The organism is Proteus sp. NMG38-2, from assembly GCF_020640995.1.
GTDB lineage: Bacteria > Pseudomonadota > Gammaproteobacteria > Enterobacterales > Enterobacteriaceae > Proteus.
Map to the genome: position 1 here is coordinate 328,600 of NZ_CP085481.1, position 18,478 is coordinate 347,077.

The following is an 18,478-nucleotide window of genomic DNA, read 5'->3' on the forward strand; positions in this document are numbered from 1 at the left end:
AGATTATTGCGATTTCTTAATGAGGCTGATCATAAAGTGTTCGCGTGATGAACAAAATAGGGGGAATTTGTTGATGGTGTTCAAAAAAAATGAATGAATTTCTAAAAAGTAAATAGAGATATTGACTGAGTAGATATATTGGTGGTGAGAACTTTCGCTCTTTTCGTATTTATCATACTCTTGTTTTGAGACCAGACTGGATATGTCGAAAACAGGCAACATAGAATTTAATTATTCATTCTTTTTATTAAATGGTTATTTAAGAAATTAATTCGTAACTGAATATCGGTATAACCTAATTGATAGGCTCTTGTATATAATTCGATGGATTTTTCATAATTTTGAGGTACCCCAAGGCCTTCTTCATACATTAGACCAAGGTTAATTAGCCCTCCGATTTCGTCTTGTTCAGTGGTATCTTGATAAAATTTAACTGCTTTATTGATATCACGTTTTACACCAAAACCATGTTGATATAGTAATCCCATTGAATTCATTGCGGCGGGATCACCTTTTTTGATCGCTTCTTGATAATATATTATCGCTTCATCATATTTTTCCAGATTGCCATACAGTATTCCCAATCGTGTAATGGCAAGATAATTATCAGCTTGAATAGCAGCTTTATACCAGTGTTCCGCTAATTCCATATTTTTTTCAACACCAAATCCATCAAAATATAAATCGCCTAAACTCATCATAGCCTTACCTGAATTATTATCGGTAATTGCTTTTTCAAACATCTCTTTTGCTTTTTTATAATTATTATTATATTTGTATAGTATGCCTAAATTATAATTAGCAGATGATGAGCCTAGTTCTATTGCTCTTTGATAAAGTAAAATAGCCTCTTGTTTTTTGCCCTGATCTTCCTTAAGCATTGCCAATTGATTAAATCCATCAGCATCATTTTTATCTGCTAAGAGTTGATAGATTTGTTCCGCTTTCTCTACATTTTTTTCAACTTCGGTACCCGTTTCATAGAAACGTCCAAGTACTAATAATGCTTTATTATCTCCCTGCGTTGCTAATATCTCACATGCGGAGAAGTTCTTTTCTTCGGCAATACATTTAATTTGAGGGGAGGAATAAGCCAATATAGGAATAGATAAAAATAATGTGACGATAATAATCTTGTAGTTTAATGTCATATAAAATTACCTAAAATAGATTTTATTAATGGTTAATTTAATCTATCTTCCATTAAAATGGAAACACTAAGCTCTGATTTCTTATGTTGGTGAGGAGTGCAACTCATAAAAAACGAGTAAAAATATAAGGTATGATAAAACAAAAAACTACATTCTTTCTTAGCAACAATAAGTCAGAATGTAGTTTATTAATGTGTTTATTTCTTAAATCTTATTTGCTTGTGTCGCCACAACCGCCAATGATTTTAGAAATAGAAACTGCTGGGTGCAGTAAGTAGTCGTAGTTACAGTCTTTTTCTTTATTGTATACGCTACCAGTACAACCGGTCATTACGGTAATTACAGAAGCAATAAGTGCAATTTTAACAAAGTTTTTCATGAAAAAATTCCTTTTAAATTTTAGAGTTATAAAAGCCAATGCATGACTTTATCTGCATAAAGATATTAAATTAGCTATAAATAGCAATATAAAAAAATCTCTTTTTTAAAATATAAAATAAGATAAATAATATTTTATTTAAGAGGGGTAATATAATTATCTAGAGTGGAATTAAAAACAATTTAAACTTGTGGTTTTTAATAAAAATTAAGATGAGAATTTCATTAATAATATTTTGATAATAATTAATTAAGAAATTAATTGAGAAAATAAGCATATAAACATACTGTATTTATATCATTTTGATAAACTGGATTTGTGTTAATAGATGCTATTTATTGCTAATAAAAACCCGCATAAGAAATGCGGGTCAAGTAGAGCTTATTTTATTTATTGTATTACGTAGGGAACAGCAAGAACGCTTAAAGTGGCTTCACCATACGGATCTCACAATCACTATGCCCAGTGTTGCCTAATGCTTCATCAATAAATTCGAATCCTAGTTTTTCGTATAAACCGACAGCCGCTTTTAAGATATCTGTGGTTTCTAAATAGCAACGGCTAAAGCCTTGCTCTTTACCAAATTCAAGAGATTGCAGAACGATTTTTTTCGCAATACCTTTGCCACGCAGTTTGGATGAAAGGTACATTTTTTGTAGTTCACATGTATTGCCATCACCACCAGCTAGTGGTGCGACACCACCCCCACCAACAACTTCTCCATCCATTTCAACAACCCAGTAAGCACTGCGTGGCTGATGATAAACTTCATAGAGGGTATCTAAAATTGGATCGGCAACCGCAAAGCCTTTATCGGCAGTTAAACCGTGCTCAGCTGAGACTTCACGAATAACGCGTGCAATACCTGCGTTGTCTTTTTCTTCAATGGCTCGAATAACAATATTTGAGGTTATAGCTTGGGTTGCAGTCATAGTTGCACTCATCGTTTTCACTTATTAGTAGAATATTTTTTGATTATTTATTGAGAGAGCACCGGAAAGGAACTTCTTCATTGAAAGTAGCACTGATGGCTACAAAAACTATCTTAATTGATTAAGCGTGTTTGTAAACCGTTAACCCTTTCTCTTTGCTTAATTTCTCCCTTTATTTCTAGCGTTATATTTTAGTGAGTGATTAAATCTAAGTGAAAATAGGGGATGAAATGACGTATTGACGAGAATAGAACCGTGAATATTAAAAAATGAAGTGAAAAATGGTTTTATTTTCTGGCTGAAAGAGACTAAGCAAAAACCCGCGATATACAAAACAACCCCTTGTGAGGGGGGATTTAGTAGAGGGTGATATGGAGTTAATGACAGCGGTTAATGTTTTTAACAAGTTCAATAAGAAAGGTAGAAATATCTTCCTTACCAAAGATTTAGAAATGCTTTTCCCTGATGAGTCTCCGAAAATATTCGACGCAGCCACTAAAACCACTAACAAATTCTGGGGCTTTACTCTTAAAGCAATAACGCGCTATTCCCAATCATTCTCGTGCTCTTCTGATAAGCGTGGTAAAAGTGAGAGAAAAACCTCAATTTTCCGTTCATTCGTCATATTCACAAAATCATCCATCGCAATTTCCACGCTTTGTATTGACTGATCACGGATCGTAAATTTGTACATCAAATGACCAGTCCAGCTTCTGTGAACGAAAACACAGCCATCTTCACTGTATGAGAGCCATTTGTCTTCCATACATGAAGGTCGCCAACCCCGCAAAATATTTTTTTCTTCGCACTCTGAAAGGGCGTAATTCAAATGGTGAACCAGTGGTTCGTTTTCAAAAAACTTTATATTTTTGAGTTTACTTTTGTCTATCACTTAATTTACCTAGCTAAAATGTGGCTGATTGGCTACAAAGAAAAATTAAAAGGCCTGACTCCGGTTGAATGTCGAAATCAGGCCTTACAAGCCGCCGAATTTAAAGTGTCCAACTTTATGAGGTCACTTCAGAACGCGGTTTTTTCATTATCAATCTCAGCGTCTTTAAAGCGATAGTGCTTATAAAGAGGCGATAGAGATTTTCTGTGCGATTAGCTTCTCTTTTGCACTTAAGCATGTCGCTAAGCGTTCACGCTCTTTAGCAACAACCGCTTCTGGCGCACGGCTAACAAAGCCATCGTTAGATAATTTGCTGTCTAAAGTTGTGATATCTTTTTCTACTTTTTCAAGCTCTTTATCTAAACGTGCAAGCTCTGCATCTTTATCGATAAAGCCTGCCATTGGGATCAGCAATTCTGCACCGCTAACCAATTTAGTCACTGATAATGGCGCTTCTTCACCTTCTGCTAATGGACGAATATCAGCTAAACGGCCCATGGCTTTTAAGAAGCCAATATTGTCACTAACACGGCGCTTAGCATTGTCATCCGCACCACGTAAAATAACATCAAGTGGTTTACCCGGAGCAATATTCATTTCAGCACGGATATTACGAACTGCAACAATAACTTCTTTGATCCACTCAAGATCGCTAAGCGCGTGTTCATCTACCAGTGAAGCATCGAACTCAGGGAAAGCTTGTAGCATGATGGTTTCACCTTCAATGCCTTTAACTTCCTTCACTCGTTGCCAAATTGTCTCTGTGATAAATGGAATGATTGGATGAGCAAGACGCAGTAAGCCTTCTAGCACTTCAATCAGAGTATGACGAGCTGCGCGTTTTTGTGCATCATTACCTTTGTGTACCGCAGGTTTTGATAGCTCAAGATACCAGTCACAGAATTGGTTCCAAGTGAACTCATATAAAATACCCGCCGCGATATCGAAACGATAGTTGTCTAACGCTTCACGATAGGCTTTAACGGTATTGTTAAATTCAGCTAAGATCCAACGGTCAGCCAGTGAGAATGTCATCTCACCACCTTGGTAGCCACAATCTTGATCTTCCGTATTCATCAGAACAAAGCGGCTTGCGTTCCACAGCTTGTTACAGAAGTTACGGTAGCCTGATAGACGTTTCATATCCCAGTTAATATCGCGACCTGTTGAAGCTAATGCCGCTAAGGTAAAGCGCAGAGCATCTGTACCGTGTGCTTCAATACCTTCTGGGAACTCTTTGCTAGTACGTTTAGCAATTTTTTCAGCCATTTGTGGCTGCATCATATTACCAGTACGTTTTTCTAACAGGTTCTCTAATGAAATACCGTCAATCATATCCAGAGGATCAAGTACGTTACCTTTGGATTTTGACATTTTCTGGCCTTCTTCATCACGAATAAGACCTGTCATGTAAACCGTATTAAATGGAACTTGCGGTTTACCGTCTTCATCTTTGATAAAGTGCATGGTCATCATGATCATGCGAGCGATCCAGAAGAAAATGATATCGAATCCACTGACTAATACATTCGTTGGATGGAATGTTTTTAGTGCTTCAGTGTTTTCAGGCCAGCCTAATGTTGAGAATGTCCACAGTGCAGATGAGAACCACGTATCCAGTACGTCATCATCTTGGCGTAATGCGACATCAGCAGCGATATTGTTTTCACGACGAACTTCTTCTTCATCACGACCAACATAAACGTTGCCTTGGTTGTCATACCAAGCAGGGATACGGTGACCCCACCACAGTTGACGAGAAATACACCAATCTTGGATATCATTCATCCATGAGAAGTACATGTTTTCGTACTGTTTTGGTACAAATTGGATCTCGCCATTTTTAACAGCTTCAACTGCGGGTTTCGCTAAAGGTGCTGCGCGAACATACCATTGGTCTGTTAGTAAAGGCTCGATAACCACGCCACCACGGTCGCCGTAAGGTACGGTTAAATCGTGAGGTTTGATCTCTTCTAATAAACCTAAATGTTCAAATTCAGCGACCATAGCTTTACGTGCTGCGAAACGTTCCATGCCTTGGTAGGCTTCTGGAATTTCAGTGCTGTAAACGTCAGATTCAACACCATTGGTGTCTAATACTTCTGCGCTAACACGGATATTGCCATCAAAATCCATGATATTAATCATTGGTAATTGATGACGACGTCCAACTTCATAGTCATTAAAGTCATGAGCAGGGGTGATTTTTACGCAACCCGTCCCTTTTTCCATATCCGCGTGTTCGTCCGCTAAGATAGGAATACGGCGGTTGACGATTGGTAGAATAATTTCTTTACCAATTAAATCTTTATAACGAGGATCTTCTGGGTTAACCGCAACACCAGTATCACCTAACATGGTTTCTGGGCGAGTTGTTGCAACAATGAGGTAATCTTTACCTTCAGCTGTTTTTGCCCCATCCGCTAAAGGATAACGCAGGTGCCACATTGAACCTTTAACTTCACGGTTTTCAACTTCAAGATCAGAAATCGCTGTGTGTAATTTAGGGTCCCAGTTAACAAGGCGTTTACCACGGTAGATAAGATCTTCTTTATGTAAACGCACAAAAGCTTCTTTAACGGCTTTAGATAAACCCTCGTCCATGGTGAAACGTTCACGTTCCCAATCAACAGAGTTACCTAAACGACGCATTTGGTTAGAAATGTTACCACCTGATTCAGCTTTCCATTCCCAAATTTTGTCGATAAACGCATCACGACCATAGTCATGACGATTTTTACCTTCTTCAGCGGCAATTTTACGCTCAACGACCATTTGAGTCGCGATACCCGCATGGTCAGTCCCTGACTGCCATAAGGTGTTTTTACCTTGCATGCGCTGATAACGGATCATGGTATCCATAATGGTCTGCTGGAAAGCATGGCCCATATGTAGGCTACCTGTGACGTTTGGCGGTGGGATCACGATACAGAAGCTTTCTTTTGTTGTATCGCCATTGGCTTTAAAGTAGCCGTTTTTTTCCCAATGCTGATACAGAGGTTGTTCAATCTCTGCTGGGTTATAAGTTGTGTCGAGCGATGGCTCTTTCGGTGCGGATTTATTTTCCATATTTTTTACGTATTCAATAGGTTGGCGGCGTAGCCATTGTCAAAGTAAAGCCGACGCTACGATAAATTTTATATCGTTCACGCGCCAACTGTTTCAATTGTTCATCAATAGGTACAAAGTCTATCACTTCATGGAAAGCTGTGGCAAAGTCTACGAATTGCGATTGCAAATTAATCAAGAGATCACGAGGTGCATTACCACGTTTTCCAGGCCAACATAATTCAACAGGAGCGCCATAACGAGGGCCTTCACCTGCAAGATTATGAGGAACAAACTGATGAGGTTCTCTTGCCCATAATGCCTCATCAAGCAATTCAGCTTGAGCCTGAGACTCACAAACCAACAAAATACGTTTGCCTAAGCGCCAATGTTCAGCGGTAAGTTGACAGGCAAGCCACTCATGAGCCTGTAAATCATCGTGTATTGATGGGTGTTCCATTAAATAAAACGTGGCGTTTTTCATGATATCCCGATAACAGAAGGGTATTGCGTTGCAATACCCTTCTTGGAGTCTGCTCTATTTACCATAATAATAGGGTAATACCTTAACCCTGATAATTATGCGGTATTACTCGTCGCTATTCAAACCCGCGCGATTAAGTAAGAACTGAGACAGTAAAGAAACAGGACGACCTGTTGCGCCTTTGGCTTTACCAGAACGCCATGCTGTACCTGCAATATCTAAGTGAGCCCAGTTATATTTCGTCGCAAAACGCGCTAAGAAACAACCGGCAGTAATTGCGCCACCTAAACGGCCACCTGTATTCGCTAAGTCAGCAAAATTAGATTCGATTTGTTCATAGAACTCATCGCCTAATGGTAAACGCCAAGCGCGATCACCTGCTTGCTCTGATGCATTCATTAACTCATGTGCTAACGGATTATGATTAGACATTAATCCGCTGTAGTGATGCCCTAAAGCCACCATACATGCACCTGTTAATGTTGCAATATCGACAACTAACTCAGGTTCAAAGCGCTCAACATAAGTTAACGTATCACATAGAACTAAGCGGCCTTCAGCATCAGTGTTTAATACTTCAACGGTTTGGCCGGACATAGTTGTTAAGATATCACCAGGGCGATAGGCTTTTCCACCCGGCATATTTTCACAACCCGCAAGTACACCAATAACGTTAATCGGTAATTGTAGTTCTGCAACCACACGCATCACGCCATAGACTGTTGCAGCACCACACATGTCATATTTCATCTCATCCATGCCATCAGCAGGTTTGATAGAAATACCACCCGAGTCAAATGTCAGCCCTTTACCGACTAATACGATTGGGCGAGCTTCAGGATCTTTACTGCCTTTGTACTCAATGATAGACATTAAAGATTCATTTTGAGAGCCCTGACCTACCGCAAGGTAAGCGTTCATGTTCAGCTCTTTCATTTGCTCTTCGCCAATAACTCGTGTAGAAACATTTGAAGAGGAGTCTGCCAATTGACGCGCTTGAGAAGCTAAATAAGCGGCATTACAGATGTTTGGTGGCATGTTTGCTAAATCTTTACATGCTTTAATACCTGATGCGATAGCTAAACCATGAGCAATGGCACGTTCACCACTAGGTAGTTCACGACGAGTAGGAACATTAAAGACCATCTTACGTAATGGACGACGTAATTCTGTCTTATTGCTCTTTAGTTGATCAAAGGTATAGAGGCAATCTTTTGCAGTCTCAACCGCTTGACGTACTTTCCAGTAATTATTACGACCTTTAACATGCAACTCAGTGAGAAAGCAGACCGCTTCCATTGAGCCAGTTTCATTGAGCGTATTAATAGTTTTTTGAATGATTTGTTTATATTGACGTTCATCCAACTCACGCTCTTTACCGCAACCGATCAGTAAAACGCGCTCAGAGAGAACATTAGGTACATGATGTAACAGCAATGATTGTCCAACTTTACCTTCCAGCTCACCTCGGCGTAATAAGGCGCTGATATAGCCATCACTGATTTTATCAAGTTGCTCCGCGATCGGAGATAAACGACGAGGCTCAAACACCCCCACGATAATACAAGCGCTGCGTTGTTTCTCTGGGCTGCCGCTTTTTACATTAAACTCCATGCGTTCTCCTGAATATTAAAGACAAAAACGGAAAGTATCGTTTAGAATAGTGATCCGCATTAATCTACCCCATAGAAAGTTTACTTTTTATGTTAAGCTAAATGCATTAATTGAACACAACTAATTTAGCTAACTTATAAGCTTGTTCTTATTGGGAACCTGTTTATAGCATGTTTTGATATCATTTGGGCTGCAAGAATGTCTAACTGAGATGCACAAATGATAGATATACAACGAAGTTAGCGATTTTCCTGCAAAAAGACAAGTTTTCACAGGCATAACTAGCGTGATTATAATTCGATATTTAGCTCGGGAAACCCTTAAAAGCCAGATAGCCATCTTGTTTATCCTGATGCTTATCTTCTTTAGCCAGAAACTGGTTGAAATTTTAGGGGCTGCTGTAGAAGGTAACATTCCTACAAACCTCGTGATTTCTCTGCTGTGGCTGGGAATTCCAGAGATGGCACAGCTTATTCTTCCATTAAGCCTCTTTCTTGGGCTTCTGATGACTTACAGCAAACTTTATGTTGAAAGTGAGATAACCGTCATGAATGCGTGCGGGATAGGTAAAAAAGCATTAGTGCAAGCAGCACTATTGCTTTCATTGCTGACTAGCGCATTAGCCGCAGGGAATGTCATTTGGCTTATTCCATGGTCATCAGCGCATCAAGAGCAAGTGCTTGAAGATGCCAAGGCAAACCCAAGCTTGGCGGCCTTGATGGAAGGACAATTCAAAATGTCCAGTGACCGTAATATGGTACTTTATCTAGGTAGCGTAAAAGGTAACCAATTCCAAGATGTGTTCCTCGCACAGTTACGTCCAACGCAAGATCAGCGTCCGTCGGTTGTGGTGGCAGATAAAGGTTATACCAAGGAATTGCCTAACGGAAATCAGATTGTTGTACTCAGTGAGGGAACTCGCTATGAAGGTACGGCTGTATTGCGTGATTTTCGTATCACCGATTTTAATGACTACCAAGCTGTTATCGGGCATCGCGAATCTACCATTAGCAGTAATCGTGTAGAACAAAAAACGATGACGGAACTTTGGCATTCTAATGAAACAGAATCTATCGCTGAATTCCATTGGCGATTAACTTTGATTTTCTCTGTTGTCATTATGGCTGTGATGGTGGTGCCTTTAAGTGAGGTGAACCCACGCCAAGGTCGCGTATTAAGTATGTTACCCGCAATGTTGCTTTATCTGGTCTTTTTCTTATTACAAAGCTCGCTACATTCTAATGGCGAAAAAGGAAAAGTTGACCCTCTCATTGCGATGTGGAGTGTTAATGGCGTTTATCTTGGCTTAGCTATCTTATTGAATATTTGGGATACCTTGCCTATGCGTAAATTCCGAGCTCGCTTTAAGAAAGGAGTTGCCTGATGTTTGGTGTATTAGATAGATATATCGGGCGTACTATTTTACAGTCGATTTTGATGACACTATTTTTGCTGGTTTCTCTATCTGGCATTATCAAATTTGTCGATCAACTCCGTAAAGTAGGGCAAGGGGATTTCACCACACTTGATGCGGGTATTTATGCGATCTTAAATATCCTTAAAGATGTGCAGATCTTCTTCCCCATGGCTGCGTTACTCGGTGCATTATTAGGGTTAGGTGCATTGGCAACACGCAGTGAGCTGGTGGTGATGCAGGCATCTGGTTTTACACGTTTGCAAATCGCAGGCTCTGTGATGAAAACCGCTATCCCATTAGTACTGTTGACAGTCCTGATTGGCGAATGGGGGGCACCACAAGGTGAACAATATGCACGTAACTATCGCGCTGAAAAAATCATGGGTAACTCTTTAGTTTCCACTAACCGTGGTATGTGGGCTAAAGATGGCAATCAATTTATTCATATCAACCGAATAAAGAGCCAAAATGAGATGCAAGGCATCACACTCTATGATTTTAATAATGATAGAAAACTAGAAACTGTGCGTTATGCATCAAGTGCAACCTATGATGTCGATAAAAAAACGTGGATGTTAAAACAAGTCGAACAGTCAGATTTAACCGATCCACAAAAAATCACAGGTAAAAAACAGGTATCACTTGAATGGCCAACCCGATTAACGCCAGAAAAATTGAGCGTTGTGGCCTTAGATCCTGATGCATTATCGATTAGTGGGCTCTATCAATATGTTAAATACCTCAAACAGAGTGGACAAGAATCAGCAAACTATGAGCTGAATTTCTGGAAAAAAATCTTTGCGCCAGTCTCTGTTGCAGTAATGATGTTGATGGCATTGTCATTTATCTTTGGTCCATTGCGTACTGTGCCAATGGGATTAAGAGTTCTAACGGGTATCTCTTTTGGCTTCCTGTTTTATATCGTCAATGAAGTTTCAGGACGATTAAGTCTGGTTTATGGCATACCTGCTGTGATTGCAGCATTAGTGCCAGGAATATTATTCCTAACGTTAAGTCTATGGTTATTGATGAGGCGTAATCGTTAGGTAATATCCACTGTAGCCAGTGACTAGTCCTGATATAGGTTGACAACTTTTCAGGCATAAAACGCTCGATGTACTTCATCGGGCGTTTTATAGTTTAACGATAAGTGTGGCCGTTTTTCATTATAGAGTTGAATTGATTCTTCTACTAATTTTCTTGCTTGTTCTAGATTACTCGGTTTTATCAGTAGATACTCCATTTTTAATATTCCATTAATTCGTTCTGCTAAGGCATTTTGATAACAATCATACCCATCAGTCATAGAACATTGAATATTATGCTCTTTATGTATCTCCTGATATTCCGAAGAACAATACTGTATCCCTCGATCTGAATGATGGATTAACGAAGTTGTCGAAGTCCGTTTTTTTAACGCCTGAACCAACGATTTCTTCACTGAACTTGTTTTCATATTGTTATCTAAATGATATCCCACGATTTTTCGTGAATACGCATCCGTAATTAAACTTAAATAAGTATCACCTTCATGCGTCGATAAATAGGTAATATCTGCCACCCAAAGCTGTTCTGGTTGTGTGGGGATAAACCCTGACTTAATTAAATTAGGATGCCGATGAAAACGATGATGGCTTAAGGTTGTTCGATGATAAGCCCGTTTATTAGGCACCAGTAACTGATGTTCTTTCAATAAAGAAAATAGCCGATCACGACCAATAACCATCTGTTTTTGCTTTAAAATAAAATGTAATTTACGCCCACCCAGTCGAGGTTGTAAGACTCGTTCAGATTTAACAACATCAATAATGGCCGAATCTGCTTTCTTTCGTTCCTCAGTTCTATCCAGCCTCTTGTAATAAGCCTGTCGGCTGATCTGCATAAAACGGCAAGCAATTGTTACGGTGAGGTTTTTAACCGTTTTTTCTTTAATAACTCGGCTTTGCGCTTTTTTGACAAACGAACTCCAAAGTCTCTATCCATGACTTTAACCACAGCTTCGAAAAAATCGGATTTAAGCCGAGCTTCTTCAAGTTCCTTTTCAAGGATCTTAATGCGTTGTTCCGGCGTTTGTTGTTTAGAAGATTGGGTCATAGCTGAACCTCTATAAAAAGTATCAGGGGTACCGTTTGACCAATCTAACCTACCATGCTTACGAAGCCAAACTAAAACAGTAGAGCATCCTTGTATACCATAGTGATCTTGGGCTTGTTTATAGGTTATTTCGCCTTTTTCAACTTGGTCAACAAGCTGTAATTTAAAAGCGAGAGAATAATCGCGTTGAGTCCGTTTAGTGATTGGTTTCATTACATTCTCCAATTTCAGATTGGAAAAGTGTCAACCTTATTTAGGACGGGTCACAGAAAAAACAAAAAGCGCCTAACAAGGCGCTTTTTGTTTCTATCGGGGGATGTGATCACTGATAAAAATCTTTTGCTAGTGCGCGAACAAGAGCATTAGTGCCTTGGGTCACTTCACTAAACTTAGTGCCATTTGGTTTACGAGTAATCACAACAAATACACCAATATTTAATTCAGGTATTGTTGCCATATAGGTATTAAATCCACCGCCACCGCCAGTTTTTTGGTAGATAGCCGGAATTCCATTGGCTGGAGCCATATAAACCCAACCTAAACCGACACCATCGGCACGACCTGCAACATCCATTCCCTCTATTGAAGAGAGCCGATTACGAGGAAAATAGACAGACTGCTCTTTACTTGCCGTTGCTTTTCGCATGGCATTATGAGAGGTCAAAAAGCCTTGCATCCAACGTTGCATATCTGCAGGTGTTGAGTACACACCACCACTTCCTGCTGCTGCTATTGTGTCAGAACATGGACTTGGTTTATATCCGACTAATAATCGTTGGCATTGTGCAGATGTTGGCGTCAATGTGGTATTGGTCATTCCTGCAGGTTGAGTAACATATTGTTTTAGGAGTTGCGGATAACTTTTACCGGATGCTTTCACTAAGGCATCTGCTAATAAGTCATACGCTAAATTTGAATACGCAGCTTGATTACCGGCAGGTGATGTTAATGTTGCTTTTTTTAACCAGTTCCAACGGTCGCCATGAGTTGGCCAAATAAAAACAGGTCTTCCCCATTTTCCACCAGGTTGTTCTCGTGGAAAACCACTGGTATGACTGGCTAAATGATAAAGGCGGATAGGTGATTGAGCACTCACTAATGGGATATCAACACCATAGTAATTGTATTTCTGTAATGGATCAGTAACTAATAATTTCCCATCATCTTGTAGTTTAAGCATGACTTCACTGGTCATTAACTTTGTTATTGAAGCAATACGAATAAGCGAATTCATTGATGGTGCATTGCGACTTTCAGGCGTTGTTGTCCCAAAAGCATGATTCAAGGTTTGAGAATTATTGATCATGACAATAACCATGCCTTGAGGGTTACTCTTTTGATAGATCTGAGAAGCATATTTATCAAACAACACCCGCGCATTACTCACATTAGGGCTTAATGCTGTAGGCCATTGTGTAAGTTCAGGTACATTATTATTCTGCTGATTTAACATAGAAGGTTGCGTTGCTGGTGGTAGTGATGAATTCTGGCTACAGGCATTCAATGTCAGCAAAGCGACTGGGATCATAAGATATTTTAGAAAATGTTTTTTCATTTTTACTTTCAACAGAAGTCAGTGAGGTGAAAGGAGTGCGATCAACATAAGTGGCTTATGTTTTAAATTGGTGCCTTTCTTATCGCGCTATTTTTTCTTTATCATTTTTAATACGGCACCCAAGATAATACCAACAAATATACCCGTTATAATCCAGCCAACAATGCCCATAACACCGCCTTCTAATCCGATTTAAACCAAATTTTGATTATATTATCAGAAATAAGAATGTCTATCAGTGCAAGTGCCAGTTATCAGAAAGTTGGCATTAAATGTGTCAAATTGTCTCTGATATAAAGATAGTGAAGAAAAACTGCATCATAAAAAGATAATTCCCTGCTATTTCTCATCTAAAAATGAGATAAGTATTACCGTTAAGTTACAATCTCCTTCGTTTATCGTACATTTTTACTCTATTATTAGTTTTTCTTTATTATTAAGTTAAAATATGTATATCAAGAAAATGTTAATGAATGGTGTTATATTTTTCATGAGTTAATTTTATTGGTATTTTAACTCGACATGTATCATTTTTAGATGGTATTAATAGTGTTTTATAAAGACAATATAAGGGTGTGTCATATTTTGTAATAATTTAGTGATTGTGGGAACATAAAATTAAACTTATTATAGTTTCATCAAGTCGAGAGACTGAGAATATAAGCGTTACAGAGCAAAGATAACACAGCAATAATAGAGCGAAGTAATAAGAAGGCATATTATAAAATAGCCTCTTAAATAATAAATAAGTTATATATTAGTAGTAATTTTTCAACACCATTATATTAAATAGTAATACCTTTGTTTTAAAAGTAAGTTTGTTAATTTAGTTGTAAATACCTTGATATTAGATAGCTGTACCTTCGTTATAGTAGTAAAGAAGTACCTTTATATTAGATAGTAGAACTTTCGTTATAGTAATTATGTACACCTTTGTTTTAAAAGTAAGTTTGTTAATTTAGTTGTAAATACCTTTATATTAGATAGCTGTACCTTCGTTATAGTAGTAAAGAAGTACCTTTATATTAGATAGTAGAACTTTCGTTATAGTAGTTATGTATGCCTTTGTTTTAAAAGTAAGTTTGTTAATTTAGTTGTAAATACCTTGATGTTAGATAGCTGTACCTTCGTTATAGTAGTAAAGAAGTACCTTTATATTAGATAGTAGAACTTTCGTTATAGTAATTATGTACACCTTTGTTTTAAAAGTAAGTTTGTTAATTTAATAATAAGTACCTTTATATCAATAAAATGCAGTACCGATAAAGAAGTTTATTTATCGTATTAAAATATAACTACCTTCTTCCTCACACCAGGGAAGAAAAGGGCAATGACGCTATAAAAATAACTCATAGTCATTAAAATAAAATTAAGCCCTCTATTAGCAGTACTGTTGGATCAAAACACTAACCCAAGTTTTGATCCTTTTTTTATTTTCCGTTATATAAAATATGATATATCGATTGTGTCAGATAAAAATAATTAAAAATTATTTTAATGGAAAAAAGATATTACTATAGAGAGTAAATATATTTACTATTAATTCTTTCTTAAATAAATGAGAATAAAATAAAAGATGAAATATATAAAAAGAATAGAAATAAATAAAAACTAGGTAAAATTGCCTCAAGAATTTTGATGATTGATATAATGCGGCTTAAACCTATACAACAGTGGTTTTTGAACAACACAACAATTGTACTTTAATGGTAATGCAACAACATAAATGCACTTTTTTTCGCCAATCAAGCTGAAAACTAACAATAATTGTTGCGAGGGTTCACCATGCAAGTATAATGAGCGGGTTTTCCAGACACACTTCAGTGCCGGAGTGGCGAAATTGGTAGACGCAGTTGATTCAAAATCAACCGCCTTCGGGTGTGCCGGTTCGAGTCCGGCCTTCGGCACCATAAGAACATCAATGGACGTCAACAGACGTCTTTTTTTGTATCTAAAATCCCAGTTCTACAAGGCTTTTCCCCACTTTTCAGTCTTCCCAAGTATACTAAGGTCAACCCACATCAAGTACCTGCTGTTGGTATATGTGTTGGTATCTCTCGATTCGATAATAGTTTGTACCAACGCAAGGAGATAAATCATGGCTCTTACTGATGCTAAAGTCAGGGCTGCTAAGCCTTTGGATAAATCGTATAAATTAACAGACGGTGATGGTATGCACTTGATGGTACATACCAACGGCTCAAAATATTGGCGTTTACAGTATCGTTTTGGCGGTAAGCAAAAAATGTTAGCTCTGGGTGTTTACCCTGATATTTCACTCGCAGAAGCCAGAGAGAAAAGAGATGCCGCCAGAAAGTTAATTGCTAATGGTTTTGATCCAAGTGAAAAACGCAAAGAAGTGAAAGAAGAGCAGCAAAAAGAATTTAATACATTCGAGAAGGTTGCACGTGATTGGCATGCAACCAATAAGAAATGGTCGGAAGGGCATAGCCATAGAGTCCTCAAAAGCCTTGAGGACAATATCTTTGTTGCTATTGGTAAGCGTAATATTGCTGAACTAAAAACTCGCGATCTCCTAGAACCGATTAAAGCCGTAGAGATGTCTGGACGTCTTAAGATTGTGGCACGTTTACAACAACGTGTGACAGCTATTATGCGCTATGGGGGGAGCTGGGCTTTGGGCAGATGACGTTATCGAGAGACAGCTTAGCCATTTGGAAAGAAATAACGTTAAAGTGGCTTATTTGCACACATCACATCATTTAGATGAGCGCCGGCTTATGTTGCAATGGTGGGCTGATTAATCTAGATGCCAATAGGCAAAGATTTATCTCGCCTTACGACTACGCCCAATCCACAGGCAGGGAATAACATCCCCACCACCTAAATGTAGTTATTTACTGTTTTAGGTAATTAGGTTTTAAATACTTTTATATAACTATTTGTACTGTTCATTTTTATATAAATATAGTAAGCAACTATTTGATATTGTTAATAAACTTAATTTTGAACAGTTTAACTATAAGTGTGCGCCAGTGTTCATCGGTGTACACTTCTAAAAGCTGGTGGTTGTTAGATAATCCTGCCTGATATTGAGCGAAGCCCTGATTACACGACTGAGGTAACAGAGCTATAACCCTTTACTTATATTACCCTTTATTTCTACCGATTAGCTCACGGTATTAAAAATACTAATATTCGTTATATAGTATTTACCTTTGGCTAAAACAGGATACTGTAGCGTGATATGTTGCACTTAAATGCTACTTTAAGACCTTATGAATAATGACTATTAGCAATAGACTAGTGGGAAAGCTCAGCATTGCAAAAGTAGAAATCAATTCATTTGATTGAGTTAATATATCTGCAATTTCTTGTAGTCCTTGGGGCGTTAGTTGGTCTGACCAAGGTTGATCAAGTTGGTATTTTTTAGTAACCGCAAATCCCATCTTTAATAAAAAAAGAATTAAATAATTCGTAATTATAATAAATACCGTTAAGGCCCACTTTACTATACTTTTAGCTTTCATCAGGGGTCTCTGCATCAAAAGTGCTACCAAAAATACCTCCGGATCCCTCAGATGAAATACCGGACGAGCCTACGGTTGATAAGCTTTGGGTTCCTGCTTCATAGCCAGATTGCTTAACTCCTTTCTCAGTGGGTTTTCCGCTATTAATATTAGGATATTTTTCTTTAAACACACCTGTCATTTCAATAATAGTCAGTGAAGAAAAATCGTGTTTTTTACTATCCAGGTAATCTTCTAGCGATAAAGGGATAACAAAAGACTCTTCTCTTTCTATGGGATATTGGGTTCTAGTTGGGGTATAACTGCTATTGAATATTTTTGATCCCCCAGCCTTCAATCCATGGACTGTATGGGTTGTACAATTGCTTGAACTTAAGTCATAGACGTCGATTACATGACCGTAGTTTTTTGTCGCTTCCCCCGCATTTTGGGGTAGCCATGTTGGTTTTGTGCCATTTATCCATAATGAATAGAAATGTTGATATGTTTTTTCAACATCTGCATCGTTGATTGAAAAAACACGAGCATTCATTTTGTACAGCTCATGCCTAAAATAATTTCTAGCATCCTCACCTTGTAAATATATAAGAATACCATCGCCAGCGACGCCAGCAGTACCTGTACGCCCAAATCGACCATAAGTAAAAACGTGAATATGGTTATCTTTGTGAATTGAAATATAAGAGTGTCCTGCCTCTACTCTTTCAGTCCAAACGTAGACTCCATCCGATAGCTGCTCATCAGCTCTATCACACACTCCTATAGCATACTCATTATATGTAGATTGCGAACTATTAAAGTGTTGGTGCGGAGCTATAGGTTTATCTTATACTACAAGATTATATGCGCGAGACATCGGTTCATCTTCTTTACTGTAGCAATCTGTGATGGAGTTTATTAGTCTTGCTTTACACGGACAGGAGCTGAAGCTGCCATCATTCTACCATTACCCCATACATTGCTAACGCCACCCAGTATGTTGTATGTCCCAGAATGCTTTCCACAGGTAACTAGATCGCCCTGCCGTGCAGCAGATCTTCCATGAAATATAAAGGTATCATCACCCGTTAAAATCTGATCGCCACAGGTTGTTTTATCGCCAACTCGTAAAAAATATCCTATAGCCATATCTGTCCCTAAACGTAATTTAACTTAAGTTAAATGTTATTGTTGACCAGCGTTAAGGTATTGACAAGTTATTTTTAACAATTACTAAGAGTTACAATAGATAAGAGTAGAGTATTGACGTTATTAATAATATCCAATGAAAATGATAAAGATGCTATTATGGCAACAGCTTATGTAAGAGGGGGGATGGTGTTAATTAATCTAGTTTTCAAACTCCAAACTACTGAGTATAAATTTAAGTATACAAAAAATTATTTATAAATTTATATTAAATAAAAAAATGCATTGAATGT

14 protein-coding genes, 1 tRNA gene and 1 pseudogene are annotated in these 18,478 nt (G+C 38.0%); 4 read left to right on the top strand and 12 right to left on the bottom strand.

From position 1 onward, the window contains the following. Window positions 1–227: 227 nt before the first annotated feature. The 7 genes from LG402_RS01670 to pepA all read right to left on the bottom strand — a co-directional run bounded on the left by LG402_RS01670 (window position 228) and on the right by pepA (window position 8,500). Window positions 228–1,151: a tetratricopeptide repeat protein gene (locus tag LG402_RS01670; protein ID WP_227336313.1), complete on the bottom strand. Its 924-nt coding sequence runs from the start codon at window positions 1,149–1,151 to the stop codon at window positions 228–230. Between the two features lie 211 nt (window positions 1,152–1,362). Next, complete coding sequence (locus tag LG402_RS01675) at window positions 1,363–1,530, bottom strand: YhfL family protein (RefSeq protein WP_036914671.1); 168 nt, start codon at window positions 1,528–1,530, stop codon at window positions 1,363–1,365. A gap of 422 nt (window positions 1,531–1,952) precedes the next feature. Further along, window positions 1,953–2,462: a GNAT family N-acetyltransferase gene (locus tag LG402_RS01680; RefSeq protein WP_109394761.1), complete on the bottom strand. Its 510-nt coding sequence runs from the start codon at window positions 2,460–2,462 to the stop codon at window positions 1,953–1,955. Between the two features lie 544 nt (window positions 2,463–3,006). Beyond that, complete coding sequence (locus LG402_RS01685; RefSeq protein ID WP_227336314.1) at window positions 3,007–3,354, bottom strand: hypothetical protein; 348 nt, start codon at window positions 3,352–3,354, stop codon at window positions 3,007–3,009. Between the two features lie 180 nt (window positions 3,355–3,534). Next, entirely contained in the window at window positions 3,535–6,423 is a 2,889-nt protein-coding gene (locus LG402_RS01690) for a valine--tRNA ligase (protein WP_227336315.1), read from the bottom strand. A gap of 13 nt (window positions 6,424–6,436) precedes the next feature. Then, a complete protein-coding gene (locus LG402_RS01695; RefSeq protein ID WP_006535638.1) occupies window positions 6,437–6,886 on the bottom strand; it encodes a DNA polymerase III subunit chi in 450 nt (149 codons plus the stop codon). 105 nt (window positions 6,887–6,991) lie between these two features. Continuing rightward, window positions 6,992–8,500 carry a leucyl aminopeptidase gene (gene pepA, locus LG402_RS01700; protein WP_036939243.1) on the bottom strand — a complete coding sequence of 503 codons (1,509 nt, stop codon included), beginning with the start codon at window positions 8,498–8,500 and terminating at the stop codon, window positions 6,992–6,994. A gap of 286 nt (window positions 8,501–8,786) precedes the next feature. Here pepA and lptF point away from each other — a divergent pair, with 286 nt between their 5' ends. Together lptF and lptG are read left to right on the top strand one after the other, a co-directional pair. After that, window positions 8,787–9,884, top strand: coding sequence for an LPS export ABC transporter permease LptF (lptF, locus tag LG402_RS01705; protein ID WP_166540317.1), 1,098 nt, complete (start codon window positions 8,787–8,789; stop codon window positions 9,882–9,884). Beyond that, window positions 9,884–10,963, top strand: coding sequence for an LPS export ABC transporter permease LptG (gene lptG, locus LG402_RS01710; protein WP_109408533.1), 1,080 nt, complete (start codon window positions 9,884–9,886; stop codon window positions 10,961–10,963). The genes lptF and lptG overlap by 1 nt, the downstream gene beginning before the upstream one ends. Window positions 10,964–11,013: 50 nt before the next feature. Here lptG and LG402_RS01715 read toward each other — a convergent pair. Together LG402_RS01715 and ampH are read right to left on the bottom strand one after the other, a co-directional pair. Continuing rightward, window positions 11,014–12,224 (bottom strand): IS3 family transposase gene (locus LG402_RS01715; RefSeq protein WP_227335837.1). Its coding sequence is split into 2 segments (ribosomal slippage): window positions 11,014–11,882 and window positions 11,882–12,224, totalling 1,212 coding nucleotides; the frame shifts between segments, so codons are not numbered across the junction. 109 nt (window positions 12,225–12,333) lie between these two features. Next, a complete protein-coding gene (gene ampH, locus LG402_RS01720; protein ID WP_227336316.1) occupies window positions 12,334–13,566 on the bottom strand; it encodes a D-alanyl-D-alanine-carboxypeptidase/endopeptidase AmpH in 1,233 nt (410 codons plus the stop codon). A 1,825-nt stretch (window positions 13,567–15,391) separates the two neighbouring features. Between ampH and LG402_RS01725 the strand changes: the two genes are divergently transcribed. Continuing rightward, window positions 15,392–15,476, top strand: a tRNA-Leu gene (locus tag LG402_RS01725). Window positions 15,477–15,664: 188 nt separating this feature from the next. Beyond that, window positions 15,665–16,398: pseudogene (locus LG402_RS01730) on the top strand (site-specific integrase). A 392-nt stretch (window positions 16,399–16,790) separates the two neighbouring features. On the opposite strand, the gene LG402_RS01735 reads toward LG402_RS01730, so the two are convergent. The 3 genes from LG402_RS01735 to LG402_RS01745 all read right to left on the bottom strand — a co-directional run bounded on the left by LG402_RS01735 (window position 16,791) and on the right by LG402_RS01745 (window position 18,185). Further along, the gene (locus LG402_RS01735; RefSeq protein ID WP_227336317.1) at window positions 16,791–17,057 is read right to left on the bottom strand and encodes a hypothetical protein; all 267 of its coding nucleotides are present in this window, start codon (window positions 17,055–17,057) and stop codon (window positions 16,791–16,793) included. Further along, complete coding sequence (locus LG402_RS01740) at window positions 17,047–17,814, bottom strand: hypothetical protein (RefSeq protein WP_227336318.1); 768 nt, start codon at window positions 17,812–17,814, stop codon at window positions 17,047–17,049. The genes LG402_RS01735 and LG402_RS01740 overlap by 11 nt, the downstream gene beginning before the upstream one ends. Before the next feature lie 140 nt (window positions 17,815–17,954). After that, window positions 17,955–18,185, bottom strand: coding sequence for a PAAR domain-containing protein (locus tag LG402_RS01745; protein ID WP_319800747.1), 231 nt, complete (start codon window positions 18,183–18,185; stop codon window positions 17,955–17,957). Window positions 18,186–18,478: the final 293 nt, after the last annotated feature.